This is a genomic window from Agromyces sp. S2-1-8 (assembly GCF_021129215.1).
Classification (GTDB): Bacteria; Actinomycetota; Actinomycetes; order Actinomycetales; family Microbacteriaceae; genus Agromyces; species Agromyces chromiiresistens.
The window spans coordinates 1,829,735-1,855,718 of record NZ_JAJOLP010000001.1; the positions used below are offsets into that span (position 1 = coordinate 1,829,735).

24 protein-coding genes and 1 tRNA gene are annotated in these 25,984 nt (G+C 72.1%); 11 read left to right on the top strand and 14 right to left on the bottom strand.

What is annotated here, in order from left to right; translation table 11 throughout:
* Window positions 1–24: 24 nt before the first annotated feature.
* The 3 genes from LR269_RS08305 to LR269_RS08315 form a co-directional block, all read right to left on the bottom strand.
* Window positions 25–1,668, bottom strand: a complete 1,644-nt coding sequence (locus LR269_RS08305; protein ID WP_231430264.1) for a DNA repair helicase XPB — start codon at window positions 1,666–1,668, stop codon at window positions 25–27.
* Between the two features lie 92 nt (window positions 1,669–1,760).
* Window positions 1,761–3,620 (bottom strand): helicase-associated domain-containing protein, encoded by a 1,860-nt coding sequence (locus LR269_RS08310; RefSeq protein WP_231430265.1) that lies wholly within the window; start codon window positions 3,618–3,620, stop codon window positions 1,761–1,763.
* A gap of 9 nt (window positions 3,621–3,629) precedes the next feature.
* Entirely contained in the window at window positions 3,630–3,905 is a 276-nt protein-coding gene (locus LR269_RS08315) for a multidrug ABC transporter ATPase (RefSeq protein WP_231430266.1), read from the bottom strand.
* A 111-nt stretch (window positions 3,906–4,016) separates the two neighbouring features.
* Here LR269_RS08315 and LR269_RS08320 point away from each other — a divergent pair, with 111 nt between their 5' ends.
* Together LR269_RS08320 and LR269_RS08325 are read left to right on the top strand one after the other, a co-directional pair.
* Window positions 4,017–4,397, top strand: coding sequence for a cold-shock protein (locus LR269_RS08320; protein WP_231430267.1), 381 nt, complete (start codon window positions 4,017–4,019; stop codon window positions 4,395–4,397).
* Window positions 4,390–5,121, top strand: coding sequence for a DUF3027 domain-containing protein (locus LR269_RS08325; RefSeq protein WP_231430268.1), 732 nt, complete (start codon window positions 4,390–4,392; stop codon window positions 5,119–5,121). The genes LR269_RS08320 and LR269_RS08325 overlap by 8 nt, the downstream gene beginning before the upstream one ends.
* Here LR269_RS08325 and LR269_RS08330 read toward each other — a convergent pair.
* Both LR269_RS08330 and serC read right to left on the bottom strand, forming a co-directional pair.
* Window positions 5,085–5,360, bottom strand: coding sequence for a DUF2530 domain-containing protein (locus LR269_RS08330; protein ID WP_231430269.1), 276 nt, complete (start codon window positions 5,358–5,360; stop codon window positions 5,085–5,087). The genes LR269_RS08325 and LR269_RS08330 overlap by 37 nt on opposite strands.
* Window positions 5,361–5,364: 4 nt before the next feature.
* Window positions 5,365–6,480, bottom strand: a complete 1,116-nt coding sequence (gene serC / locus LR269_RS08335; RefSeq protein WP_231430270.1) for a phosphoserine transaminase — start codon at window positions 6,478–6,480, stop codon at window positions 5,365–5,367.
* A 71-nt stretch (window positions 6,481–6,551) separates the two neighbouring features.
* On the opposite strand from serC, the gene LR269_RS08340 reads away from it, so the two are divergent.
* The 4 genes from LR269_RS08340 (at window position 6,552) to LR269_RS08355 (ending at window position 10,126) form a co-directional block, all read left to right on the top strand.
* Entirely contained in the window at window positions 6,552–7,244 is a 693-nt protein-coding gene (locus LR269_RS08340; protein ID WP_231430271.1) for a metal-dependent transcriptional regulator, read from the top strand.
* Between the two features lie 229 nt (window positions 7,245–7,473).
* Window positions 7,474–8,328 (top strand): C40 family peptidase, encoded by an 855-nt coding sequence (locus tag LR269_RS08345; RefSeq protein WP_231430272.1) that lies wholly within the window; start codon window positions 7,474–7,476, stop codon window positions 8,326–8,328.
* A gap of 359 nt (window positions 8,329–8,687) precedes the next feature.
* A complete protein-coding gene (locus tag LR269_RS08350) occupies window positions 8,688–9,185 on the top strand; it encodes an HNH endonuclease (RefSeq protein WP_231430273.1) in 498 nt (165 codons plus the stop codon).
* A 251-nt stretch (window positions 9,186–9,436) separates the two neighbouring features.
* The gene (locus LR269_RS08355; protein ID WP_231430274.1) at window positions 9,437–10,126 is read left to right on the top strand and encodes a CHAP domain-containing protein; all 690 of its coding nucleotides are present in this window, start codon (window positions 9,437–9,439) and stop codon (window positions 10,124–10,126) included.
* Between the two features lie 95 nt (window positions 10,127–10,221).
* Here LR269_RS08355 and LR269_RS08360 read toward each other — a convergent pair whose 3' ends face one another.
* Window positions 10,222–11,259 (bottom strand): beta-propeller fold lactonase family protein, encoded by a 1,038-nt coding sequence (locus tag LR269_RS08360; RefSeq protein ID WP_231430275.1) that lies wholly within the window; start codon window positions 11,257–11,259, stop codon window positions 10,222–10,224.
* 96 nt (window positions 11,260–11,355) lie between these two features.
* Between LR269_RS08360 and LR269_RS08365 the strand changes: the two genes are divergently transcribed.
* Window positions 11,356–11,430, top strand: a tRNA-Arg gene (locus tag LR269_RS08365).
* A 317-nt stretch (window positions 11,431–11,747) separates the two neighbouring features.
* Here the strand turns inward: LR269_RS08365 and LR269_RS08370 are convergent.
* A complete protein-coding gene (locus LR269_RS08370) occupies window positions 11,748–15,164 on the bottom strand; it encodes a DEAD/DEAH box helicase (protein ID WP_231430276.1) in 3,417 nt (1,138 codons plus the stop codon).
* Between the two features lie 48 nt (window positions 15,165–15,212).
* Window positions 15,213–15,485, bottom strand: a complete 273-nt coding sequence (locus LR269_RS08375) for a hypothetical protein (RefSeq protein ID WP_231430277.1) — start codon at window positions 15,483–15,485, stop codon at window positions 15,213–15,215.
* A gap of 147 nt (window positions 15,486–15,632) precedes the next feature.
* Here LR269_RS08375 and LR269_RS08380 point away from each other — a divergent pair, with 147 nt between their 5' ends.
* Complete coding sequence (locus LR269_RS08380; protein WP_231430278.1) at window positions 15,633–16,709, top strand: ATP-dependent DNA ligase; 1,077 nt, start codon at window positions 15,633–15,635, stop codon at window positions 16,707–16,709.
* Between the two features lie 30 nt (window positions 16,710–16,739).
* On the opposite strand, the gene LR269_RS08385 is transcribed toward LR269_RS08380, so the two are convergent.
* On the bottom strand, window positions 16,740–17,258 hold the full coding sequence (locus tag LR269_RS08385; protein WP_231430279.1) for an Lrp/AsnC family transcriptional regulator: 519 nt from the start codon (window positions 17,256–17,258) through the stop codon (window positions 16,740–16,742).
* Between the two features lie 126 nt (window positions 17,259–17,384).
* Here LR269_RS08385 and ald point away from each other — a divergent pair, with 126 nt between their 5' ends.
* Window positions 17,385–18,482, top strand: coding sequence for an alanine dehydrogenase (gene ald, locus LR269_RS08390; protein WP_231430280.1), 1,098 nt, complete (start codon window positions 17,385–17,387; stop codon window positions 18,480–18,482).
* Window positions 18,483–18,663: 181 nt separating this feature from the next.
* Here the strand turns inward: ald and LR269_RS08395 are convergent, their stop codons facing one another.
* The 3 genes from LR269_RS08395 to LR269_RS08405 are packed head-to-tail and all read right to left on the bottom strand — an operon-like array spanning window position 18,664 to window position 21,025.
* Window positions 18,664–18,963, bottom strand: coding sequence for a metal-sensitive transcriptional regulator (locus LR269_RS08395; RefSeq protein WP_231432290.1), 300 nt, complete (start codon window positions 18,961–18,963; stop codon window positions 18,664–18,666).
* Entirely contained in the window at window positions 18,957–19,265 is a 309-nt protein-coding gene (locus LR269_RS08400) for a rhodanese-like domain-containing protein (protein WP_231430281.1), read from the bottom strand. The genes LR269_RS08395 and LR269_RS08400 overlap by 7 nt, the downstream gene beginning before the upstream one ends.
* 29 nt (window positions 19,266–19,294) lie before the next feature.
* The gene (locus LR269_RS08405) at window positions 19,295–21,025 is read right to left on the bottom strand and encodes an FAD-dependent oxidoreductase (protein WP_308191634.1); all 1,731 of its coding nucleotides are present in this window, start codon (window positions 21,023–21,025) and stop codon (window positions 19,295–19,297) included.
* 197 nt (window positions 21,026–21,222) lie between these two features.
* Between LR269_RS08405 and LR269_RS08410 the strand changes: the two genes are divergently transcribed.
* Window positions 21,223–24,918: an AAA family ATPase gene (locus tag LR269_RS08410; protein ID WP_255680286.1), complete on the top strand. Its 3,696-nt coding sequence runs from the start codon at window positions 21,223–21,225 to the stop codon at window positions 24,916–24,918.
* Window positions 24,915–25,136, top strand: a complete 222-nt coding sequence (locus tag LR269_RS08415; protein WP_231430283.1) for a hypothetical protein — start codon at window positions 24,915–24,917, stop codon at window positions 25,134–25,136. Before LR269_RS08410 ends, LR269_RS08415 begins: the two co-directional genes overlap by 4 nt.
* Window positions 25,137–25,169: 33 nt before the next feature.
* Here LR269_RS08415 and mscL read toward each other — a convergent pair whose 3' ends face one another.
* Both mscL and LR269_RS08425 read right to left on the bottom strand, forming a co-directional pair.
* Entirely contained in the window at window positions 25,170–25,598 is a 429-nt protein-coding gene (gene mscL, locus LR269_RS08420) for a large conductance mechanosensitive channel protein MscL (RefSeq protein WP_231430284.1), read from the bottom strand.
* Between the two features lie 50 nt (window positions 25,599–25,648).
* Window positions 25,649–25,963, bottom strand: coding sequence for an FmdB family zinc ribbon protein (locus LR269_RS08425; RefSeq protein ID WP_231430285.1), 315 nt, complete (start codon window positions 25,961–25,963; stop codon window positions 25,649–25,651).
* Between the last annotated feature and the right edge of the window lie 21 nt (window positions 25,964–25,984).

The following is a 25,984-nucleotide window of genomic DNA, read 5'->3' on the forward strand; positions in this document are numbered from 1 at the left end:
TCGGGTCTCGGGCCGCTCGGGCGATCAGGCGGCCTCGAGCGCGTGCGCGTCGAGGATCGTGTAGCTGTAGCCCTGCTCGGCGAGGAACCGCTGCCGGTTCTGCGCGAAGTCCTGGTCGACGGTGTCGCGGGCGACGAGCGTGTAGAAGTTGGCGCTGAGGCCCGACTCCTTCGGGCGCAGCAGGCGGCCGAGCCGCTGCGCCTCCTCCTGGCGCGAGCCGTAGGAGCCCGACACCTGGATCGCGACGGTCGCCTCGGGCAGGTCGACCGAGAAGTTCGCGACCTTCGACACCACCAGGACCGGTGTCGTGCCCTCGCGGAACTCCTGGTACAGGCGCTCGCGCTCGTCGACGGGCGTCGAGCCGGTCAGCTGCGGGGCGCCGAGCACTTCGGCGAGCTCGTCGATCTGGTCGAGGTACTGGCCGATCACGAGGATGCGCTCGCCCGCGTGGCGGGCGACGAGCTCTTTCACGACGCCGAGCTTCGCGGGGGCGGTCGCGGCGAGCCGATAGCGTTCGTCGTCGGCGGATGCCGCGTATGCGAGCCGTTCGGACTGCGGCAGGTCGATGCGCACCTCGTAGCAGGCCGCGGGCGAGATGAAGCCCTGCGCCTCGATCTCCTTCCACGGGGCGTCGAAGCGCTTCGGCCCGATGAGGCTGAACACGTCGCCCTCGCGGCCGTCCTCGCGCACGAGGGTCGCCGTGAGCCCGAGCCGGCGGCGAGCCTGCAGCTCGGCGGTGAGCTTGAACACGGGTGCGGGCAGCAGGTGCACCTCGTCGTAGACGATGAGGCCCCAGTCGAGCGCGTCGAGCAGCGACAGGTGCGCGTACTCGCCCTTCCGCTTCGCGGTGAGGATCTGGTAGGTCGCGATCGTGACGGGCTTGACCTCCTTCACCTGACCCGAGTACTCGCCGATCTCGTCGACGGTGAGGGTCGTGCGCTTCAACAGCTCGTCGCGCCACTGGCGGGCGCTCACCGTGTTCGTCACGAGGATGAGCGTCGTGGTCTTCGCGGTCGCCATCGCGCCCGCGCCGACGAGGGTCTTGCCGGCGCCGCACGGCAGCACGACCACGCCCGAGCCGCCGTCGAAGAAGTTGTCGACCGCCTTCTGCTGGTAGTCGCGCAGGTGCCAGCCGTTCTCGACGAGGCCCATCTCGTGCGGGGTGCCGGGCGTGTAGCCGGCGAGGTCCTCGGCGGGCCAGCCGAGCTTCACGAGCTCCTGCTTGAGCTGCCCGCGCGCCCAGGGCGCGACGAGGAAGCTCCGCTCGTCGATGCGGTCGCCGACGAGCGGGGCGATCTTCTTCGCGCCGACGACCTCGGTGAGCACGGCGAGGTCGGTGCTCTGAAGGCGAAGCGCGCCGTCGTCGGTGCGGTCGATGACGAGCCGGCCGTATCGGCCGACGGTCTCTCGGAGGTCGACCGCGACCGTCTGGGGCACCGGGAACTTCGCGTACCGCTCGAGCGTCGCGAGCATGTCGTCGGCGTCGTGGCCCGCGGCCCTGGCGTTCCAGAGACCGAGGCGCGTGATGCGGTAGGTGTGGACGTGCTCGGGCGCGCGTTCGAGCTCGGCGAACACGGCGAGATCGTGCCGCGCGTCCTCCGCGAGGGGGTGCGCGACTTCGAGGAGGACCGTGCGGTCGCTCTGAACGATGAGTGGGCCGTCCGACATGACCGTCCAGTCTACGCCCGGTTCGTGGGCGCCCGGCCGGCGCGGATGCCTCGTGCTCGTCCCGGTCGCGTGGGTCGCGGTCGCGCTGCCGGCTACCCCTCCGGCGTCGCCGCGGGCGCCGGCGCGACGGCGGCGATGGCCGACAGCGGCAGCGTGCGTTCGATGTCGGCCTTGTGGTCGCGCGCGCGCAGCCGCCCGTTCGCCACGCTCGCGGGCGCGAGCAGGTAGTCGGCCGTGTCGCCGCCGGGCATGCGGACGGTCACGGTGAGGCTCTCTTTCGAGCGGGCGGCCGCCTCGAGCTGGCGGGCGAGCCAGGCCTGCTCGGTGCCGTCGCCGCCCTGCGTCGCCTCGAGGCGGTCGAGGAGCGCGGCGACGGGGTCGGCGCGAGGAGCGACGACCGGAGCCGGCGCGAGCCGGTGCCGCTGGAGGCGCACGATCTCGCCGTCGGCGTTCTCCGCGGCGACCGGGTACTTGGCGTCGGAGAGCGCCCAGAACACCACGTCGGGCGTGAACCGGGTGAGCAGCCGGTGCGGGCCGGCGCGGCGCAGCGCGAGCGAGGCGAGCGCCTGGTCGACGGCCAGCGTGCCGACGAGCTCGGCGTCGTCGGATCGGATGGAGGCCTGTGCGGGTGCCTCCGACTCGGCCGCGGCCGTGACCCTGACGGCGCCGAAACGTTCGGCGGCCTCGGAGACGAGGTACGCGAGCGGCTGCGGGATTCCGGTCAGCGAGATCGACGACAGGAACTCGAGGATCGAATCGGCACGCTCGCCCGCGGCGAGCGCGCGGTTCACGGATGCCGCGCTCACGCGATACGTCGATGCGAGGTCGCGGGCCTCGACGTCGGCGATGCCGCGGAGTCGCGCGTCGAGCTCGGGCTCGAGCGGCCCGGGCGCGACGATCGAGAGGTCGTGCTGCAGGTAGACGTGATCGACCTGGGCGGGGAAGTGGGCGGCGACGAGGTCGGCGGCCCGCTCGAGTTCGCCGGCGAGCACGAGACGGCCCGCTTCGACCGGCTCGCCGGAGACGGCGAGCCCGAGCGCCTCGGCCTCGCCGAGCAGGCGCTGCAGCCCGTCGTCGAGCCAGGCGCCGCCGGCGGGGTAGAGCCAGCGAACGTCGTCGCGGAGCGCCCCCGAGGTGAGCGTGTCGCTTCGCCGCGCGACGAGCTCCCGCAGCGTCTCGGGGATGCGATCGCGCCAGCACCCCGCGAGCACGATCCAGCGGCCGCGCGCCGACTCCATCGACCAAGCCGCGCCACGATCGGACTCGAGCCAGTACGCCCCGTCGCGCACGACGAGGCCGGCTTCGTCGGCCCGGTGGAACAGGCCGGGCAGCGCCTCGAGGGGCGTGCCGCTCGCCTCGGCGAGCCGCTTCGAGTCGGGCAGGGCGAGCCCGCCCTTCGCGAGTTCGCGGGCCGGTTGCGCACCGAGCGCGGCGAGCAGCTCGGCGGTCGCCGCGACCGTCGCGTACGCGGCGTCCGACGAGTGGCGCTCGAGCAGGGAGCGGTCGACGGGGTCGTCGCCCACGAGCACGGGCGGAGCGGGCGCGGCGAGCTCGGCGAGCGTCGGCAGGTCGACGCCCAGTCGTGGGAGGAGCCGGGAGGCGACGCCGGCGGGCACGTGCAGGTGCTGGTCGCCGCGCACCACGAGGAGCGACTCGGCCAGGCGATCGATGAGCGTCGCCGAGGCATCCACCATCGATGCCGGCGCGCCGAGTTCGGCGAGGGTCCGCCGCACGCCGTCGACCGTCGAGGTCGGGTCGGCCGCCGCCACGAGCACGGCGAGGCGGGGCCGGTCGAGTCGCGCGATCGCGCGGTCGACCGAGTCGGGTGCGAGGAGCGACTCGGCGAGGTCGAACAGATCGTTGACCCCGGTGGCGTCGAACTCGCGCGACCGGAGCGCTGCGGCGAGGTCGTCCCGTGGCAGTTCGCGAAGTCGTCCGGCGAGTTCGAGCATCGTCTCCGCTCAGCTCGATCCGGCCCGCGTCTCGCGCGAACGGCGTACCGCGTTGACGATCAGCAGCGTGATGAGGAGCACGAAGGCGATCGGCAGGCCGAACCACGGGAACATGATGACGAACGGCCAGATGCCCTGGCTGAAGCCGTCGTTCGCAGCGGCGCCCGCGGCGCTGCCGATGATGACGGCGAAGAACGCGACGATCGAGCAGCCGATGATCGCCGCGAACATCACGGCGAGGACGCGTTCGGCGCGATGTTCGGTGATAGGGCCGGAATCGCTCACTCGTCAAGGATAGGGCAGCGGGGCGGCGCGTGGGTCGCCGGGACTCTAGACTGGAGGTTGAACGGCGCGTTGCTCTCGGCGCGCCGTGCGACGTATAAGCGAGGTTCTGCGATGCCCACCGGCAAGGTCAAGTTCTACGACGAGGAGAAGGGGTTCGGCTTCATCAGCTCAGATGACGGCCAGGAGGTCTTCCTCCACGCTTCCGCTCTTCCCGCCGGCGCGACCGTGCGTGCGGGATCGAAGGTCGAGTTCGGCATCGCCGACGGGCGCCGCGGGCCGCAGGCGCTCTCGGTGCGCGTCATCGAGACGCCGCCGAGCCTCGCGAAGATGAACCGGCGGTCGGCCGACGACATGGCCGTCATCGTCGAGGACCTCGTGAAGTGGCTCGACGCCGCCGGCAGCGACCTCCGTCGCGGCCGCTACCCCGACAAGGCGCGGGGCCGTCAGATCGCGGCGCTGCTGCGCAAGGTGGCTGACGAGCTGGATGCCTGAGCCGCGCGAACCCGACACGGCGGACGACGAGGTCGTCCCCGCGACGGCGACGGACGACGTCGTCGCCGAGACGACGACCGAACACGACGCGGCGCCGGCCCTCGTCGCGGACGAGGTGCTGCTCGCCTCGGCCTCGCTCGCCCAGCGCGCCCTGCTCGAGGTGACGGCGCCCGAGACCGTGGGCTCGGTCGTCGGGCACATCGCCGAGGGCGAGCACGTGCTCACCCTGCAGTTCGCCGCCGACCTCGCCGGCTATCCGGGCTGGCACTGGAGCGTCACGATCGCGAGGGTCGACGACGCCGAGCCGACGGTGCTCGAGACCGAACTCATGCCGGGGGAGCACGCGCTGCTCGCGCCCGAGTGGGTGCCCTGGTCGGAGCGGCTCGCCGAGTACCGGGCCGTCCAGGCAGCTGCGGCCGCCGAGGCCGCCGGGGCGGACGACGACGAGTACGACGAGACCTCCGCCGATGACGAGATCGACGACGACGAGGGTCTCGACGACGGCGAAGGCGACGATCACGACGAGGACGACGAGGACGACGGGCTCGACGAGGGGCTCGAGGCCGACGACGACTTCGACGGGATCGACATCGACGCGCTCGACGACGGAGACGACGACGAGGGCGACCACGACGACGATGCCGGCCAGGTCGATGGGGACGACCCATCGCCCGAGGTGGACGCCGCTCAGGCGCCCGAGTCGGAGACGCCCGCCGGCGACTGACGTGCGCGTCGGCGCATCGTCTGCACGACGCCGAGGCCGATGAGGCCGAGCGCGACCCCGACGACGGACGCCGCGGTGAGCCAGCCGAGGCCCGACGCCTCGAACCAGTCGCCGAACGCGAGGCACGCGCCGAGCAGGGCGATCCAGCCGATCGTTCCGGCGACGAGCGCCTTGCGCGCGTCGGCCCGGGCCGGCGCCGGATCGGGCCTGCGCTCGCTCTCGCCCAGCCAGAGCCGCATCGGGTCAGCCGATCCGCTCGAGCACGTGGTCGATCGAGGCGATGAGCGCTCGCACGTCGGCGGGTTCGATCGCCGTGAACGTCGCGATGCGCAGCTGGTTGCGACCGAGCTTGCGGTAGGGCTCGGTGTCGACGATGCCGTTCTCGCGGAGCGTCCTCGAGATCGCCGAGGCGTCGACGCGCTCGTCGAAGTCGATGGTGACGACGACCTGCGAGCGGTCGGCGGGGTCGGCGACGAAGGGCGTCGCGACGTCGCTCGCCTCGGCCCAGCTGTAGAGCAGCGAGGACGACTCGCGCGTACGCGCGTCGGCCCAGGCGAGGCCGCCGGAGGCGTTGATCCAGTCGATCTGGTTCTCCATGAGGAGGAGCGTCGCGAGGGCCGGGGTGTTGAGCGTCTGGTTCAGCCGGGAGTTGTCGACCGCGTTCTTCAGCGAGAGGAACTCGGGGATGTACCGGTCGGTCGCGGCGATGCGCTCGATGCGCTCGATCGCCGCGGGGGAGAGGATCGCGAACCAGAGGCCGCCGTCGGCCGCGAAGTTCTTCTGGGGCGCGAAGTAGTACACGTCGAACTCGCGTGCGTCGACGGCGGCACCGCCGGCTGCGCTCGTCGCGTCGATCACGGTCAGTGCGCCGTCGTCGCCCGCGACCCTGGCGACGGGGGCCTGCACGCCCGTCGACGTCTCGTTCTGCGGCCACGCGTACACGTCGATGCCGGCAACAGCCTCGGGCCGCGCACTCGCGCCCGGAGCTGCGGTGCGCACATCGGGTGCCTCGAGCCACGGGGCACCGGCGGCCTTCGCGAACTTCGCGCCGAACTCGCCGAACGAGGCGAGCTGCGCGCGACGGTCGATGAGCGACGCCGACGCCGCGTCCCAGAACGCGGTCGAGCCGCCGTTGCCGAGCACCACCTCGTAGCCGTCGGGCAGCGAGAAGAGCTCCGCGAGGCCGGTGCGCACGCGGCCCACGAGGTCCTTGACCGGCGCCTGGCGGTGGGACGTGCCGAGGATCGCCGGGCCGAACTCGGCCAGGTGCGCGAGCTGCTCGGGACGCACCTTCGACGGGCCGCAGCCGAAGCGTCCGTCGGCGGGCAGCAGGGAAGCGGGGATCACGAGGCTCGGCATGCGACGAGTCTAGCGAGCGGGCGGCGGCCACTAGGCTGGATGACGGGCTGCGACGCAATGGGAGGACACGCGTGACCGATCTGATCGACACCACCGAGATGTACCTGCGCACGATCCTCGACCTCGAAGAAGAGAACATCGTCCCCCTGCGCGCGCGCATCTCCGAGCGTCTCGGTCACTCCGGTCCCACCGTCTCGCAGACGGTCGCGCGCATGGAGCGCGACGGACTCGTCGTCGTGACCGGCGACCGCCACCTCGAGCTCACCGAGACCGGGCGTTCGAAGGCCGTGCACGTCATGCGCAAGCACCGGCTGGCCGAACGGCTGCTCGCCGATGTGATCGGGCTCGAATGGGAGTACGTGCACGACGAGGCATGCCGTTGGGAGCATGTGATGAGCGAGCAGGTCGAGCGACGCATCATCGAGATCCTCGGCAGTCCGAAGGAGTCGCCCTACGGCAACCCCATCCCCGGCCTCGAGGAACTCGGGCTCGCACCCGCCGATCCCTTCCTCGCCGGCGTCGTCAACGTGGTCGAGCTCGTCGCCGATCGCGACGAACCGGTGCGCGGCACGGTGCGCCGCCTCGGCGAGCCCGTGCAGTTCGACCCCGAGCTGCTCGGCCAGCTGAAGCAGGCCGGGATCGTCCCCGGCGCCGTGGCGAGCTTCAGCCGTGCCGGGGGCTACGTGCTCGTGCGCGTCGACGGAGCGGGCGGCGGCCTCGAGCTCCCGACCGAGGTCGCGAGCCACATCTTCATCGCCGAGTGATGGCGCATTCTGGCCGCTGATCGGGTGATCTGCGCCGCGCCGTGATCAGAATGTGACATTCGGGCGGCACTCGCGTACCCTCGTACGAGTCTGCTGGCGAGAAGCCCGCCGGTGGACCAGGGTCGAGACGCCTCCCGCGTTCCACTGCTCGATCCGGTACCCGTGAAGCGCCGCGTGCGCAACAGGTGGAGCGGCATCCAGGTGTCGCGGGGCGACGGAGGTACACGTTTTGGCTCGACTCTCACGGCGTCGGCTCTCGAAGAGCCGCACCCGCGGGGCCGCGACGAAGGCGATCATCGCCTCGAAGGCGCCCCAGAATCCCCCCACTCCCGATCTCGCGAAGGCTGTCGCAACGAAGCCGCTGCCGTCGACCCGCCGGTTCCGGCGCGGCGGTCTCGCGAACATCATGGTGATGACCGTCGCCGCCGGCATCGTCGGCACGCTCGCGATTCCCGCCTACGCCATCGCCCCGGGCAGCATCGGTCCGCAGTTCGGCGAGACCGATGCGACGAGGCTCTCGAAGGCGCAGGCCCAGACCGTCGAGGTGACCGACGACGTGATCGCCGCCCCCGTCACGGAGGACGGGTACAAGACGGTCACCGGTGAATCGATCCGCGCCGCCGAACGCGCTGCGGCCGAGGCCGAGGCCGCTCGCATCGCCGCCGAGAACGCGATGGCCTCGTACGCCGCGTCGTACGACGGGCCGAGCGCTTCGGAGCTCCTCGCGAACCCGCCGTACCCCGACTTCGACCTCGCGAGCGTCTACGACGTCGCCACGCAGTACGTCGGCGTGCCCTACGTCTACGGCGGCGCGACGCCCGCCGGCTTCGACTGCTCCGGTTTCGTCATGTACGTCTACGCGCAGTTCGGCGTCAGCATGCCGCACTCGTCCTCCGGCCAGGGCGCCATGGGCACGGTCATCTCGGAGGCCGACGCGCAGCCGGGCGACCTCGTCATCATGGACGGCCACGACGGCTTCTACGCCGGCAACGGCATGATCCTGCACGCGCCGTACGAGGGGGCCTCGGTGCGCGTGCAGCCGATCTGGACGAGCGACTACTACATCGTCCGAATCGGCATCTGAACATGAACACCGCGTGACTCGCACGCGACGAACGGCGCGCCGGGAGTATCCGGCGCGCCGTTCGTGTTCTACCCTGAAGCCCTGACGATCCCAGAATCCGAGCAGGGGGAGGGCGATGGCGGGCTGGCGCAGCATCCATTCCACGGATGCGCGCGCGCATTTCGACCATCGGCCGAGCAGTCAGCCGAGCATCATCCGGGCGAGCACTTCGACGGGCACTGTCTTCATGGCGGTGCCCGTTTCGCGTTCTCCGGGGCTCGGCGCTGCACGCCCTGCCGGTTCGGCCAGGACGGCCGACACCGGGTCGCCGAACCGTCCACGCGGCTGGAAGCCATCCAGCACCGAACGAAAGGCCCCCCATGCGCACTCTCGTGCTCAACGCCGGATATGAACCGCTCGCCGTCGTCTCGTTCAAGCGGGCGCTCCTGCTCGTCATGAACCAGAAGGCCACGGTCCTCGTGCACGAGGAGGGCAATCCGGTGTGCGCGGCGAGCGGAAGCTGGCAGCGACCCAGCGTGATCCTGCTCACGCGCTACGTCAGGGCGCCACGAGCGCACCGCATTCCGGTGACCCGACGCGGCGTGCTCCGACGCGACGATCACCGCTGCGCCTATTGCGGACGCAGCGCGGCGACGATCGACCACGTGCTTCCACGTTCGCGCGGCGGGCGCGACACGTGGGAGAACCTCGTGGCATGCTGCCTGCGGTGCAACAACGTGAAGAGCGATCGCACTCCGGCGGAGATGGGGTGGGAGTTGCGCTTCACCCCCAAGATGCCGCACGGACGCACCTGGGTCGTACGGGGCGTCGAGCGCCCGCTGCCGCAGTGGAGCGAGTTCCTCGCGGCCGCCGCCTGACGTCCGTCCACCGGTTCGGGACACGCGGGGGAGCCGGCGCGGGTCGATCGTGACAAAGCGTCGCGACGTGCCCTAGGGTAGGTCGGGTGCGGAGCCGCCCCCGAGAACCCGAGCACGGTCGTCGTGCTGCCGAGGCCCGGTCGACGCATCGGACGGCACGGCGCGTTCCGTCCCCGCGCCAGGCGCCCGTACCGAGCGCGACGGCCCGTTCGCGGGACCGCCGGTTGCGGGTGCTCTCGACGATCGTCATCGTGCCCGCGATCGTCGGCACGGTCGCGCTGCCGGCCTACGCGATGGTGCCGAACGGCACCGAGTTCGAGGCATCCGGAGCCTTCAGCAAGTCGGTCGCCGAGGCGCAGGGGCTCAGCGTCGGCGCAATGGCGAGCGATGCCCCGATCACGGTCGACGGCTACGCGGTGACGACGAAGGCCGAGATCGAGGAGGCCCGGCTCGCGGCCGAGGAGGCCGAACGGCGAGCCTGGGCGGCCGAACTCGCGTCACGGGGCAACGGCGCGTACGCCAAGCCGGCCGTGCAGGCCCAGGGCGACGACTACCCCTGGTGGGACCAGCTGCCCGACGACTACGGCGGGGGGCTGTCGCCGCTGCGCTACTACTACCGGGAGTGCGTCGACTTCGTGGCGTGGCGACTCAACCGCGATGCCGGGGTGACGAGCGCCCCGTGGAAGTGGGACTGGTCGAACCTGGCCTCCGGCAGCGCCTATGCGTGGGCCGACGAATGGGTCGCCCACGGCTGGCCGACCTCGTCGACGCCGGTCGTCGGCGCGGTCGCGTGGTTCCCCTACAACCACGTCGCCTACGTGCAGTCGATCAACGCCGACGGTTCGGTGAACATCGAGGAGTACAACCAGAACTCCGACCACTCGTACCACCGGCGCACGATCCCCGCCGGCGACGCGCTGTACCTGTACCCGCCGGTCTGACGGGCTGATCCGGCGGTCGAGCAGCGCCGACGGAGCCGACCCGGTGGGTTCCGTCGGTCGAGTAGCGCCGACGGAGTCGACGCGTATCGAGACCCCTACGGCACCCGTGCGAGGCAGGCCGGCGCCGGCGTCGACACGGTGCCGACGACCTCGACCGGCACGCCTTCCCCGTCGAGCGCGACGATCGCGATCGAGTCGGAACCCTGGTCGGCGATGAGCGCGAATCGCTCGTCGCGCGTCAGCTCGAGGTCGCGCGGGTGGCGGCCGCCGGTCGGCACGGTCGCGACGAGCTCGAGCGTCGCGGCATCGCGGTCGAGCCGCAGGCCGCGCAGCGCGTCCGCGTCACGGTCGCCGACGAGCACGATGCCGCCGCGCGTGAGGCGGATCGCAGAGCAGCCGAGGCCGCGCGGAGGCGTCTCGGGCCCGATCGGGAACCAGCCGAGCTCGCGGCCCTCGGCGAGGTCGACGACGCTCGCGGTGCGGTCGAGCTCGTTCGCGGTGACGGCGAGGTCGCCGCTGACCACGAGATGGCGGGGCCCGGCGCCGGCGTGGATCACGATGTCGGCGGCCGGGTCGTGCCCGAGCGATTCGGGGAGGGCGGCGAGGCCGACGACCCGCACGCGGTCGGCGCCGAGATCGGGCACGAGCAACCGGTCGCGCGCCGAGTCGAGGACCGCCTGGTGCGGGTGCGACGACTCCTGGCGCGCTCGGTCGGGACCGGTGCCGGCGAACTCGGCCTCGAGCACGGCGTCGCCCGAGGCATCCGGTGCGATGTGGTGCACCGTGAGCCGGCCGCCCGAGTAGTTCGCGGCGAACGCGAGTTCGCCCGACTCGTCGAAGGCGACGTGACAGGGATCGCCCGACGCGGAGCCGGCACGGCCGAACGCGGCGAGCCCGTCGCCCTCGAGGGTCCAGGTCGAGACACGCCCGTCGGTGAGCTCGTGCGCGATGGCGAGCACGCCGTTCGCCGGCGAGATCGCGAGGAACATCGGGTTCTCGCCGACCTCGACGGGGTCGCCGAGCACGGCGCGGCCCTCGGTGTCGACGTCGAGCGATCGCACGCCCGTCGCGGCGGAGCCGAGGGCTCCGAGCGTCGAGGCGCCGACCCAGAACCTCGTGGTGCCGTCGGCCATGATGCCCGCCTTCCGTCGCTCGCGGACGAGCCGCTCCATGGCGCACCCGCGTGCGCCGCGTTCCACGGTAGCGGAGCGGCTAGACTCTTCGGGTCAGCCTCTGTAGCTCAATGGAAGAGCAACTCCGTCCTAAGGAGCAGGTTGGGGGTTCGAGTCCCTCCAGGGGCACCACGCGTGCTCGAGCCGAATCGTCCAATTCGGGACGTTCGGCACGTGTCGTCCCCCTGACCGGGGGACGACACCCGATAGAGTCGAAGGACTCCGCGACGTGGCGGCGGCGATGATTCGGGTTCATCGCCTCCTCGTTACTGCGTGCGCGGAGAGCGACGGGGGAGAAGCTCGGGGGTATGTGCTCCTTCCTCGCCTTTGCGACGCGTGTGCCTTCAGGTGTACGCCGTCGATGGGCTCGCGACCCTACCCGCGTGGGCTGTCGACGGCCGGGCCGGTGATTCCCCCTCACCGGCCCGGCGGCACCTCGTCGGCCCTGCTCAGGGCTGGATCAGCCCGCGGAGGTCGTCGGCGGTGAGCGCCGTCGCGAACAACTCCTCGTCGTCCATCACCGACGAGACGAGCGCCGCCTTCTTCTCCTTGAGCGCCATGACCTTCTCCTCGATCGTGTCCTCGGCCACGAGTCGGTAGACCATGACGTTCTTCGACTGCCCGATGCGGTGCGCCCGGTCGACCGCCTGGGCCTCGCTCGCGGGATTCCACCAGGGGTCGAGCAGGAACACGTAGTCGGCCTCGGTCAGGTTGAGCCCGAAGCCGCCGGCCTTCAGGCTGATGAGGAAGACGGGCGAACCGCCGGTGCGGAACCGGTCGATGACCTCGCTGCGGCGGCGGGTCGCGCCGTCGAGGTAGGCGTAGGGCACCCCCGCCGATTCGAGACGGGCGGCCGCCAGCTGCAGGAACGACGTGAACTGGCTGAAGACGAGCGCGCGGTGGCCTTCGGCGACGACCTCGTCGAGCTGCTCGAAGAGGGCGTCGAGCTTCGCCGAGGGCACGTCGGCGTACTGCTCGGAGTCGATGAGCGCCGGCGAGAGGCTCAGCATGCGCAGCAGCGTGAGGGAGCGGAAGATCGTGAACCGGTTGCGGTCGAGATCGTCGATGAGGCCGAGCAGCTTCTGCCGCTCGCGCTGCAGGAATGTGTCGTAGATGCGGCGGTGCGCGGGGTCGAGCGCGACCGCCAGCACCTGCTCCTGCTTCTCCGGCAGCTCCGGCGCGACGAGCTCCTTGGTACGGCGCAGCACGAGCGGGCGGATGCGTCGGCGGAGCGTCGCGAGCCGCTCGGTGTTGCGGTCGTTCTCGATCGGGCGGCGATAGCGTTCGGCGAAGGCCCGTGCGGAGGGGAAGAGCCCGGGCGCGACGACCTTCATGAGCGCCCACAGCTCCATGAGGTTGTTCTCGACGGGGGTTCCGGTCACGGCCAGCCGGAACGGCGCACGGATGTCCCGGGCCGCCTGGTTCGCCTTCGAGTTGCCGTTCTTCACGAACTGGGCCTCATCGAGCACGAGCCCGGTCCACTCGGGCTCGGCGAAGGCCTCGGCGTCGAGCCGCAGGATGGCGTAGCTCGTCACGACGAGGTCGGCGCCCGCGATCGCGTCGGCGAGCCGCACCCGGCTCGCCGCCTGGGTCGCGGTGACGGTCGCGACCTTCAACCCCGGCACGAAGCGGGATGCCTCCCGGGCCCAGTTCGACACGACCGAGGTCGGCGCGACGACGAGGAAGGGCGGCTCCGAGGCATCCAGCTCGCGGGCGTGGGCGACGAGCGCAAGGGTCTGGGCCGTCTTGCCGAGTCCCATGTCGTCGGCGAGGATGCCGCCGAGCCGGTGCCGGTGCAGGAAGGCGAGCCAGCGGTAGCCCTCGAGCTGGTAGGGACGGAGCTCGAGCGCGAGGCCCGCGGGCGGTGCCACCGGGTCGATGCGCTCGAGGGAGCGGAGCCCGGCGACCGTCTCGCGCCAGGACACCGCGGCTTCGGACTCGTCGGCGAGGTCTTCGAACTCCGACCACAGCGCCGTCTGGGTGCGATGGATGGCGAGTTCGCCGGTCTCCCACTCGTCGAGGGTCCCGGCCTCCTCCAGGAGCTCGCGCAGCGGCGCGAACACCTCGTGGTCGAGCGAGAGGTAGCTGTGGTCGACGAGGAGCAGCTTCTTCTGCCCGCGGGACAGGGCACGGAACAGCGGGCCGAACGGCACCTTCTTGCCCTCGACGGTCACGATCACGCCGAGGTCGAACCAGTCGGTGCGTTCGCTCTCGACCGCGGTGACGGCGAGCCTCGGTGCCTCGGTCAGCTCGCGGTACTCGGGCGCCTCGCCGGTCTCGTCGATGCGCAGGCGTTCGAGCTCGCGCAGTCGCGGCAGCACGCGGGTCGAGAACTCGGCCGCCTCGATGCCGCGCAGCACGGTCGTCGGCCGCAGCGCGGGGTCGGAGCGTCCGTCGCGCGCTGGGGCGCGCAGGAGCGGCGCACCCGCCGGCTCGTCGGCGGCGATCCCGGCGGCCTCGAAGGCCGGCCGGCGTTCGAGCACGGGATCGTGGAACTCGGCGTCGGGCACGTCGAACGGCAGCCGGCGGCCGCCGTCGGCCTCCCATTCCCAGCCGATGCGGAGCACCTGGCCCGGTTCGTGGGCGAGGACCGCGACGAGCGTCGCGGGCGGCAGCTCGGGAAGGTCGACGGCCGGGTCGTCGCTCGAGATCCGCAGTGAGCGGGCGAGGACGGGGTATTGCTCGCGGGTGAACGTCGCGACCTCGTCGGCCGGCACGACGATCGGTTCGCGTCGCCGGACCGCCGCCCGCGCGGCGGGACGGAGCGGCGCGGCGAGCGGGGCGAGCACGATCCGCCCGCGGGCGAAGTCGAAGACGTAGACGCCGTGGTCGCCGATCAGCCGAGCGCGTCGGCTCGCGTGGCGCTCCCCGTCGACGGTCACGCTCGAGGCGAGCTCGAGCGCGATCGGGGTCGGCGCCTCGGCGACGGGCTCGAGCCGGTTCGCCGCCGAGGACGAAGCTTCGGCGTGGTCCGTCGGCGCCGCCTCCGTCTCGGCGTCGTCCCGCCGGACCTCGAGGCCGATGTCGGCGGCGGCCGCCACCGAGATCACCGTGCGCGCCCCGGTGCCCACGAACTCGATGCCGTGGGCCGGGGCGGCGGCCAGCAGCGCCCACAGGGTCGTACTCTCGTAGTCGTCGAGCGAGATCCACGCGGAGCCGTACTCGGCGAACCCGGCGTGCCTCGCGCCCTTCAGCATGGAGAACTCGGCGAACCAGCGTGCCTGTCGCGGGTCGAATCCGCCCGCCCGCCCCTGGAAGCCGACGTTCTGCCAGGTCAGGTTCGCCTTGATCCAGCCGCCTCTCGCACCGCGGGTCACCGGTCGAACGGCGAGCCGCTCGACCGCCTCCTCGTTGGTCGCGGGTTCGTCGCGTGCCGACTGGCGCGCCCCGCGGCGGGTGATCCGTTCGCGGAGCTCGAACTGCAGCGCGAGCGGCTGCCGCGGCGCGGCCTCGACGCCGGTCGCGGTCGCGGTCGCCGTGAGCGCGTTGAGCGCCGTGCGCCACTCGGGCTCTGCCGGATCGACGGGGGACGCGGGCGCCGGCGGCGCCTCGTCGAGGCGATGGCGCTCGCCGGAGGCGAGGAGCACGGCCGCGACGTGCTTGCAGTTGCGCGAGACCGGGCAGGTGCAGGTGCCGGAGAGGATCGTAGTGCGGCCGGGGACGCCGAGGTCGAGGCGGACCTCCACCCGGTACGGCGCCGTCGCGGTGCCGTCGACGGCTGCCGAGAGACGGAAGCCCGAGGCATCCCAGGCGAGGTGCCGGACCGCGCCCGCGCGCTCGACCGTGCGCCCGCGACTGAGACTCAACGGCCCGACGAATCGGGCGATCGCGAGCTCCTCGACGAGCGGGTAGGAATCGGAGGGCATCCGTCTATCGTCGCATCACGACGATGCCCTGCGCACACCGGACGGCGCTCAGGTCCAGTCGACGGCGTGCATCCAGCCGGCGATGTACGCGCGCTGGTTCTCGTCGAGGTGCACGCCGATGCGCGGCGCCGGGCCCACGTCGAGCTCGCACAGCTCGAAGATGCGGCGGACGACGACGGCACGCAGCGGAGCCTCGAGGTTCTCGAGGATCTCGCGTCGGAGGGTGCCCTCGAGCATCGGCCACCACAGGCCGATCGGCGGCAGCGCGAAGTCGGGGTCCCGGTCACGACGATGAACGGGGCGGTCGATGATCGAACTCATATCAGCTCCCTCGCGGTCGACTCGCTCATGCCGACGTCCCCGTCGGTCGCTGACGACGCTACGCGTCGGCGACGCGGCACGGCGAGGGATTGACCCCGCCGTGGGGGCGTGCTACCGCTCGTCGGCGGCCGGGTGCAGGATGGTCGAATGGATCTCCCGGTGATGCCGCCCGTCGCTCCCATGCTCGCCAAGTCGGTGAAGGAGATCCCCGATGTCGGGCACGTCGAACCGAAGTGGGACGGCTTCCGCACGATCGTGTTCAAGGACGGCGACGAGGTCGAGCTCGGCAGCCGCAACGAGAAGCCGATGACCCGCTACTTCCCCGAGCTCATCGAGGCGCTGCGGCGCGAGCTCCCCGACCGGTGCGTCGTCGACGGCGAGATCGTGCTCGTGCGGGGCGGCCGGCTCGACTTCGACGCGCTGCAGCAGCGCATCCACCCCGCGGCGAGCCGGGTGAAGCTGCTGGCGGAGGAGACCCCGGCCTCGTTCGTCGCGTTCGACCTGCTCGCGCTCGGCGACGACGACCTGACCGGCACGCCGTTCGGCGAGCGGCGTCGGCGGCTCGAACAGGCGCTCGCCGAGGCATCCGACCCCGTGTTCGTGACGCCGGCGACGGCCGACCTCGACGTCGCCCGCGACTGGTTCACGCGCTTCGAGGGTGCCGGGCTCGACGGGGTCGTCGCCAAGCCGCTCGAGGGCGCGTACCTGCCCGACAAGCGCGCGATGTTCAAGATCAAGCACGAGCGCACGGCCGACTGCGTCGTCGCCGGGTACCGGTGGCACAAGTCGGGCGACGTCGTCGGGTCGCTCCTGCTCGGGCTGTACGGCGACGACGGGCGGCTGCACCACGTCGGCGTGGTGGCCGCGTTCTCGATGGCCCGTCGCGCCGAGCTCGTCGCCGAGCTCGCACCGCTCGTCCCCACCGACCTGTCCGACCACCCGTGGGGAGAATGGGCCGAGGCCCAGGCGCATGCGACGACCCGCATGCCGGGAGCGGTGAGCCGGTGGAGCGCCGGCAAGGACCTCTCGTTCGTGCCGCTGCGGCCCGAACGCGTCGTGGAGGTCGCGTACGACCACATGGAGGGCGACCGGTTCCGGCACACGGTGCAGTTCCGCCGGTGGCGGACCGACCGCACGCCCGAGAGCTGCACGTACGCACAGCTCGAGGCGCCCGACGGGCTCGACCTCGGCGAGATCCTGCCGCTCGGTCCCGCCGAGGGTTGAAGAGGCGCGGAGCGAGGTCTCGAACCAGGGTCAGAGCACCGCGCGAAGACCCGCCGACATCGCCGTGTGGTGCTCGAACACGAGGTTCGTCTCGGTGAGGGCGACGGCCGGGTTCGCCGAGAGGTTCTTCAGCACGAACTGGCGGACGTGGTCGCTGTCGCGTACCCGCACGTGGATGAGGAAGTCCTCCGTGCCGCCGAGGAAGAAGAGCTGGGCGACCTCGGGCTCGCGTCGCAGGTCGTCCGAGATCTGCTCCATGAGGTGCCTCGCTCCGGGTCGGATGCGCACGCTCACGAGCGCCTGCAGGTGGTAGCCGAGCGCGGCCGGGGAGATCTCGGCCGTGTAGCGCACGATGACGCCCCGCTCGCGCAGCGAGCGCACGCGGGCGAGGCAGGTCGACGGCGAGACGCCGACGGCGCGGGCGAGCTCGACGTTCGGGATGCGGGCGTTCTCGTGGAGGAGTGCGATGATCTGCCGGTCGATCGCGTCGAGTGCGACCGCCGTGGGGTCGGACCCCGGGGCGCTGATCTGCGGTGCATCGGTCATCATGCGACCGCCTTTCGAACGAACGAACAGGATTGGTCGATGATACCGAATTTTCCACGGTGGTTCTTTCTCGGCGACGAACAACCGGCGATGATATGAGGAACACCCCACACACCATTCGGAGCCAACATGCGCATCGGCGTGCCTGCTGAGATCAAGAACAACGAATTCCGCGTCGCGATGAACCCCGCCGGCGTGCACGCGCTCACGCAGCGCGGGCACTCGGTCGCGATCGAGGCCGGCGCCGGCCTCGGCGCGGGCTACACCGACGCCGAGTACACCGAGGCCGGTGCCTCGATCGTCGCCACCGCCGCCGAGGCGTGGTCGGCCGAGCTCGTGCTGAAGGTCAAGGAGCCGATCGCGAGCGAGTACGGCTACCTCCGCGACGACCTCACGCTCTTCACCTACCTCCACCTCGCGGCCGACCTGCCGCTGACGAAGGCCATCCTCGACTCGGGCGTCACCGCGATCGCCTACGAGACCGTGCAGCTCGCCGACCGCTCACTGCCGCTGCTCACCCCCATGAGCGAGGTCGCCGGCCGGCTCGCCCCGCAGGTCGGCGCCGCCGAGCTGCACGCCTCCAAGGGCGGCCGCGGCGTGCTGCTCGCGGGCGTGCCCGGCACCGCCCCCGCCAACGTCGTCGTCATCGGCGGCGGCGTCGCGGGCGAGCAGGCTGCGGCGACCGCGCTCGGCCTCGGCGCCGACGTCACCGTGTTCGACATCTCGCTGCCGAAGCTGCGCGAGATCGACGGCCGCTACCACGGCCGCATCAAGACGATGTCCTCGTCGTCGTACGAGATCGCCCGCGCGCTGAAGACCGCCGACCTCGTTGTCGGCGCCGTGCTCATCCCGGGTGCGGCCGCGCCGAAGGTCGTCACCGACGAGATGGTCGCCACGATGAAGCCGGGCGCGGTGCTCGTCGACATCGCGATCGACCAGGGCGGCTGCTTCGAGGGCTCGCGCCCGACCACGCACGCCGAGCCGACCTTCAAGGTGCACGACGCGATCTACTACTGCGTCGCGAACATGCCCGGTGCGGTGCCGGCGACCTCGGCGCCCGCGCTCATCAATGCGACGCTCCCGTACGCGCTGAAGATCGCCGACCTCGGCTGGGAGGCGGCCCTCGACGCCGACCCGGCGCTCGCCAAGGGCCTCAACGCCACCGCAGGCAAGCTCACCAACGAGCCGGTGGCCCTGGCGCACGGTCTCGAGTACTCGGCTCGCTGAGCCGCTCGATCGTGGGTGCCTCGGCCGAGGCACCCACGCGCTCGATCGTCACCCCTCGCAGCCGATCGGCCGCCACTGCACAGGCGGCCGCGAGGGGTGCGCACCGTTGCGACCCGCGTGCTCCCACGCGGGTCGTGACCGGATGCCCCGCCCGCGACCCGCGGGCGGGGCATCCGTCGTCTCAGGCGAGGCTGAGGAAGAGCCGTTCGAGCTCGTCGATCCCGATCCGTCCGCTCGCGGGCTCGTCCGATCCCTCGGCTGGACGGGGCTCGGCCTCGTCGGCGAGGCACTCGCGCAGCGCCGCAGAGATGATCGCGAAGCCCGCCTTGTCGAGTGCGCTCGAGACCGTCGCGAGCCGGGTCACGACGGTGCGGCAGTCGGCACCGGACTCGACGGCCTCGATCACCGCGGTGAGCTGCCCGCGTGCGCGCTTCAGCCGGTTCGCGATGCGCCGCTGCTCCTCGAGGGCGGTGCTCACGATGCGCCGCCGAGCTCGACGGGCAGGCCCTCGCGGTACCAGCCGACGATGCCGCCGTCGATGTTGACGGCGTCGAACCCGTGCTGCTCGAGGTAGACGACCGCCTGCGCGCTGCGGCCGCCCACGTGGCACAGCACGTACACCGTGCGGTCGCGCGGCACCTCGTCGAGGCGGGCCACCAGCTCGCCGAGCGGGATGTGGTGGGCGCCGTCGATGCGCGCCTGGGCGACTTCGGCCTCGTCGCGCACGTCGATGAGGTAGGCGTCGTCGGTGGCGTGCACCTCGGCGGGGGAGAGGGATCGCATTCGGGCTCCTTCGTCAGCGGATGGGTCGGTCAGGCGGCGCGTTCGCCGTCTGCGGGGTCGGATGCCGCAGCCGCGGCGAGTTCGCGGGCGCGCATGCCGTCGCGCCAGGTGAGGAAGCCGCCGTCGAGGTTCACGACGTCGTGGCCGAGACCGGCGAGCAGCCGGGCGGCGGTGTGCGCGCCCTGCCCCACCCGGCAGTGCACGACGATCCGCCGGCCGGCGAACTCGGCGTGGCGTTCGCGCAGCGCTTCGACGGGGATCCAGGTTGCGCCGGGGATGCGCCCCTCGTCGAGCTGCGTCTCGGCACGCACGTCGATGAGTACGGCGCCGCGTGCGAGCTCGTCGTCGAGCTCGTGCCATTGGACGACCCGGTCCTCGCCGCTCGCGAGGTTGCCCGCGATGTAGCCGAGCTGGTTGATCGGGTCCTTCGCGTGCCCGTACTGGGGTGCGTAGGCGAGCTCGAGGTCGGCGAGCTCGGAGGCGGTGAGTCCGGTCGCGATCGCGGTGGCGATGACGTCGATGCGCTTGTCGACGCCGTCGGTGCCGACGCCCTGGGCGCCGACGATGAGGTCGGTGGCGGCGTCGACGACGAGCTTCAGCGACATGGGTGCGGCGCCGGGGTAGTAGCCGGCGTGCGAGGCGGGATGGGAGTGCACGATCCGCACCGCCCGGCCGCGTTCGCGCGCACGCCGTTCGCTCCAGCCGGTCGAGGCGACGGTGAGTCCTGCGGCGTCGACGATCGCGGTGCCGAGGGCGGGGCGGGCGGGTCGTGGTGCGCCGGCGATGACGTCGGCGACGGCGCGGCCGTGCCGGTTCGCGAGGCCCGCGAGGGGTGCGAGCCGCGACGATCCGTCGATCGCGTCGCGCTGCTCGACGACGTCGCCGACGGCGAAGATCGACGGGTCGCTCGTGCGGTGATCGTGGTCGACGACGATGCCCCCGGAGGGGCCGGTCGCGAGGCCCGCGGCGACGGCGAGGACCGATTCGGGGCGCACGCCCATCGCCGCGAACACGATGCCGGCGTGCAGTCGGGTGCCGTCGTCGAGCTCGACGTGGTCGTGGGCGACGCGCCGCACGTCGCGGCCGAGCTCGATGCCGATGCCGCGCCGGGCGAGATGGTCGGCGACGGGCGCCGCCATCTCGGGGTCCAGACCGCCGAGCACCTGCTCGCCGCGCTGCACGAGCGTCGTCGCGACGCCGCGCCGCACGAGGTTGTCGGCGAGCTCGATGCCGATGTACCCGCCGCCGATGACGACGGCCGGGCCGGCATCGCCGACCGAGGCGAGGGCGGCCATGATGCCGTCGAGGTCGTCGAGCGTGCGCAGCACGTGGATCGGGGCGTCGTCGTCGACGTCGTCGGGGCGCCTCGGTGCGGCCCCCGTCGCGAGCACGAGTTCGTCGTACGCGATCGACGCGACGCTCCCGCTCGCGAGGTCGCGCACCGAGACCGTCTTCGCGGCGGGGTCGACGGCCACCGCCTCGTGGCGCACCCGCGCATCGATGCGGAAGCGCTCGGCGAGCCGCTCGGGCGTCTGCAGGGCGAGGTCGTCGCGTTCGGCGATGACGCCGGAGACGTGGTACGGCAGGCCGCAGTTCGCGAACGAGACGGCGCCGCTCCGTTCGAGCACGATGATCTCGCGCTCCTCGTCGAGCCGGCGCAGGCGGGTCGCGGCCGACATGCCGCCGGCGACGCCGCCGATGATGACGGTGACGGGCGGGCGGATGGCCGAGCTGGGGTCGCGGGTGGGGATCAGGCGCACTCGACGACCCTAGCATGTATACCCATGGGGTATCCGGGAACCAGCTGAACGGGGCCGACCGCGGCGATGCTCCGAGGATTTCGCGCGTTTCGTCTTAGGGTGTCGGTGTGCAGCGGCTCGATCGGAACCAGGACGACGAGGACGAGATCCTCGGCGACGAGCCCGACGCCGCCGCCGACCAACTCACTCCGGAACCCATGCAGCAGGACATCACCCGCCCCGACGGCCTCAGCCTCGGCGACCCGGCCCTCGTCGCCGGCAACGTCGCCGAACCCGCCTGGCGACGCTGGAACTCCGAGCTCGCCGCGGTCGGCGGCCGCTCGCCGCTCGTCCGGTTCGTCGACACCCCGCGCAGCCGCATCGAGCTCTCGACGACGCACCCGGGCGGCCTGCCGCAGTTCATCACGGGCAAGTCGACCCTCCTGTCGAGCCTCATCCGCGACGAGCTGGCGCTGCGCAACGCGCGGCTCGCGGCGGCCGAGATCACGCAGAAGGGCATCGAACTGCGGAGCGTCCGCGGCGTCGAGTCGGTGCACCTCGCCATCGGGCTCGCCTCGTGGCGCAACGGCGGCGAGGAGTACCTCGCCCCTGTGCTGCTCCGTCCGCTCGCCATCCGTCGCTACGGCCGGGACTTCGAGCTCAAGCTCAAGGGCCAACCCTTCCTGAACCCCGCGCTGGCCCGCGAGCTGCGCGACCAGTTCCAGATCACGCTCGACGCCGACGCCTTCGTCGCACTCGCGATCACGAACGGCGTCTTCAAGCCGCAGCCCGTCATCGACCGGCTGCGCGGGCTCACGAGCCACCTGCCCTGGTTCCAGGTCGCTCCGCGGCTCGTGGTCTCGTCGTTCGCCGAGGTCGGGCCCGAGATGGCGATCGACGCCGCGAAGCTCGATCACCCGGTGATCGACGCGCTCGCCGGCAACCCGGCCGCGCGCGCCGCCGTGACCGCCGCTCGCGGTGAGCGCGTCAAGCCCGTCGGGCAGGACGACCGCCCGCCCTCGACCGACACCCTCCTGCTCGACGCCGACCCCGAGCAGGAGCAGGTCGTCGCAGAGATCGAGCAGGGCACCTCCGTCGTGGTGAAGACGCTCCCCGGCACGGGCGGCACCCAGACCATCGTCAACGCCATCGGCGCGCTCGTCGCGAACGACAAGCGGGTGCTCGTCGTCGGCGCGCGGCGCGCGAGCCTCGACGGCATCGCGCATCGACTCGGGCAGGTCGGCCTCGGCGGCGCCGCGGTGACCACGCCGGGTCTGCGGCGCGAGCTCATCCAGTCGATCTCCCGCAACGAGAAGGCCGAGCGGCCGCGGGTCGCCGACGTCGACGACGCGCTCGTCCGCCTGCGCAAGGTGCTGCTCGACTATCGCACCGCCCTCACGCGTCCCGATCCCGAACTGCACGTGTCGGTGCTCGATGCGCTCAGCGAGCTCGCGCGGCTCGCGCTCCTCCCGGCACCGCCGTCGACGACGGCACGGCTCGACCGAGCGGCACTCGCCGAGCTCGCGACCGGCCGCGGAGACGTCGCGCGCGACCTCGCGCGCGCCGCCGAGCTCGGCGAGTTCCGCTACGGCCCGGGTGACTCGCCCTGGTACGGCGCGTCGTTCACGTCGTCGGCAGAGGCGACGAACGCCCACGAGCTCGCGAAGCGGCTGAGCGCCGTCGAGGTGCCGCGGCTCCTCGAGCGAGGCCGCTCGCTGATCGCGCAGACCCGCCTCCGCGAGTTCGAGTCGATCGCCGAGCTCGGCGTGTTCCTCCGGCTGCTGCTCGACGTGCGAGAGACCCTCGACCGGTTCCAGCCGTCGGTCTTCGACCGGCCGCTCGGCGAGCTCATCGCCGCGACCGCCCCGCGCCGCGAGTCGGGGATGTCGGGTGCGAATCGCCGGCGCCTGCGCCGTCACGCGCTCGAGTTCGTGCGCCCCGGGGTGCACATCACCGACCTGAACTCGGCGCTCCGAGGCATCCAGCAGCAGCGAACCCTCTGGCAGCGCTACTCCGACGCGGGGGCGATCCCCGGCGTCCCGGTCGGCATCGACGACGTGCACGTCGCGTACCAGCACGTCTCGAGCGACCTCGCGACCCTCGACGCGCCGCTCGACCTCGTTGGCACGCCGCGCCAGCTCGGCGCACGGCCCATCCGCGACCTGGTGGCGACCCTCGCCGGCCTCGCCGCCGACTCGGAGGTGCTCGCGAACCTGCAGGAGCGCACCGCGATCCTCGGCCGGCTGCGCGAGCTCGGGCTCGACCCGCTGCTCGTCGACCTCGCCAAGCGCCACGTGCCCGAGCCGCGCGTCGCCGACGAGCTCGAGCTGGCCTGGTGGCAGTCGGTGCTCGAGCAGGTGCTCGCGGGTGAGAAGGCGCTGCTCGGCGCGAACACGACGGTGCTCGACCGGCTCGAGGGCGACTTCCGGCTCGTCGACGAGGCGCACGCGTCGGCTGCGGGTCCGCTGCTCGCGTGGCGCCTCGCCGAGAACTGGAAGGTCGCGCTCGTCGACCACCCCGAGGAGGCCGCGGTGCTCAAGCGGTTGCTGCGCGGCGATCGCCTGCGCGCCGACGCGCTCGTGACCGAGGCGCCGAACCTCTTCCGCGTGCTCGCCCCTGTGTGGCTCGCCTCGCCCTACGAGGTGTCGGCCGTCGACGACCGCATCGCCTTCGACACCGTCATCCTCGTCGACGCCGGGGCCACGACCATCGCCGAGAACCTCGGGGCCATCCGCCGGGCGAAGCAGGTCGTCGCCTTCGGCGACCCCGTCACGCAGACGCCGACGCTCTTCGAGACCGGCATCGACGACGGCGAGACGCCGCCCGACCGCGATCACGAGCACGGCGGCGTCGACGCCCTGCACGCCGATTCGGCGCTCGCGCGGCTCGGCGAGCTGCTGCCGACGCTGACCCTCACCCGCAGCTACCGCGCCGGCGGCGAAGACCTCGCGGAGCTCGTGAACCGGCGCTTCTACGGCGGCCGCATCGTGTCGCTGCCGTGGGCGGGCAGCTTCCTCGGGCACGGCAGCCTCGGCCTCCACTACGTCTCGGGCAACGGGCTGCCCGACTCGGTGACCGGCACGGTCGAGTCGATCGACTCCGAGGTCGCGAAGGTCGTCGAGCTCGTCATGGAGCACGCCGTCAAGCGTCCGCGCGAGTCGCTCATGGTGATCACCGCGAGCACGCGGCATGCGGCCAGGGTGCACCAGGCGGTGCTCGCCGCGTTCGCGAAGCGCACCGACCTGTCGGACTTCATCCTCAAGGACCGGGCCGAGCCGTTCACGGTGCTGACGCTCGAGCAGGCCGTCGCCCAGAGTCGCGACCGCGTCATCTTCTCGATCGGCTACGGTCGCACCCCGCACGGCCGCCTGCTCTCGAACTTCGGGTCGCTCGGCCAGCCGGGCGGCGATCGCCTGCTCGCCGTCGGCATGACCCGCGCTCGCCGTTCGATGGACATCGTCTCGGCGTTCCGCCCCGACGACATCGACGAGTCGCGGCAGAGCCACGGCGTGCTCGCCCTCGCGAACGTGCTGACGCAGACCGAGGAACGCGCGGCCGACTCGGGAGAGCGGATGGAGGTCGGCTCGATGCTGCGCGACCTCGCGTCACGGCTCGAGCGGCGTGGCATCCGGGTCAGCGTCGGCTACCGCGGACGCCTCGCGCTCGCCGCCGCCCACGCTGGCAAGGCGGTCGTGGTCGAGACCGACGATGCGTTCGTGGGGCAGAGCCTGCGCGAGTCGCTGCGGCTGCGGCCCGATGTGCTGCGCCGGCTGGGGTGGCACTACCTGCGCGTGCACAGCTTCGAGCTGTTCGGCAACCCCGACGCGGTCGCCGCTCGGGTCGCGAGCGTGCTCGGCAAGCCCGACCCGGTCGACGACGGCGCCGAGGTGCGCGCCGCCGGTTCCCGCCCGTGACCAACGAGCCCGAGCCGCGCCAGCGCGTCGAGCGTGCTCCCGGACGTGCCCGTCGGGCGAAGCTCACGCCGGCGCCGGGTTCCGACCCGTCGCCCGAGGCGCCCGTCGCGCCGGCCGAGGGCGATCAGTCGGGCGACACGACGGGGATGCCTCGGCGCACGTCTCCCGACGACGAACGCCTGCTGCGCGACCGGCCGCCGCACTGGCGGCGCGACTGAGTCTCGACCCGTCGTCGGACGGTCGATGTCGCGCTACTGGTCGCTGTGGCGGCCCGAACCGAGCACGGACCCCTGCTCGGCGAGGAGGTCGCGGATCTGGGCGAGCACCGTGAGCTCGGTCTCGGGCTCCTCGGGGTCGGGCTGCCCCGCCTTGCGCTTCTGCTCGGCGCGCTCCTTGAAGTGGTTCATCGGCATGACGAACACGAAGTAGACCACGGCTGCGACGGCGAGGAAGGAGATGATCGCGCCGATGACGGCGCCGAAGCTGAACTTCGTGTCGCCGACCGTCCAGACGAGTGCCTGGTCGAGGCTGTCAGCCTTGAACAGGAGGCTGATCAGCGGGTTGATCAGATTGGTGACGATCGAGTTCACGACCGCCGTGAACGCCGCGCCGATGACGACCGCGACGGCGAGGTCGATGACGTTGCCCCGCATGATGAATTCCTTGAAGCCCTTGATCACGGCCTCCCCCTCCGGTGTCGATTTCGGACGGGCACCACGCTAGCCGAAGCTCAGGACGATGCCGAGGCGCCCCCGCCGGTCGACGCCGGCTTCGACGAGCCCGAGCCTGACGAGCCCGAGCCCGACGAGGATGACGCCGACGAGGCATCCGACCCGCTCTTCGAACCCCCCGAACCCGCTGAGCCGCCCGCGCGCGAGTCGGTGCGGTAGAAGCCCGAGCCGTTGAAGGTCACGCCGATCGTGTTGAAGAGCTTGCGCAGCTTGCCGCCGCAGACCTCGCAGACCGTGAGCGCGTCGTCGGTGAAGGCCTGGTGGATGTCGAAGGCGTTGTCGCACTCGGTGCAACGGTAGGAATAGGTGGGCATTGCAGTCTCTCGGTGGTGGGC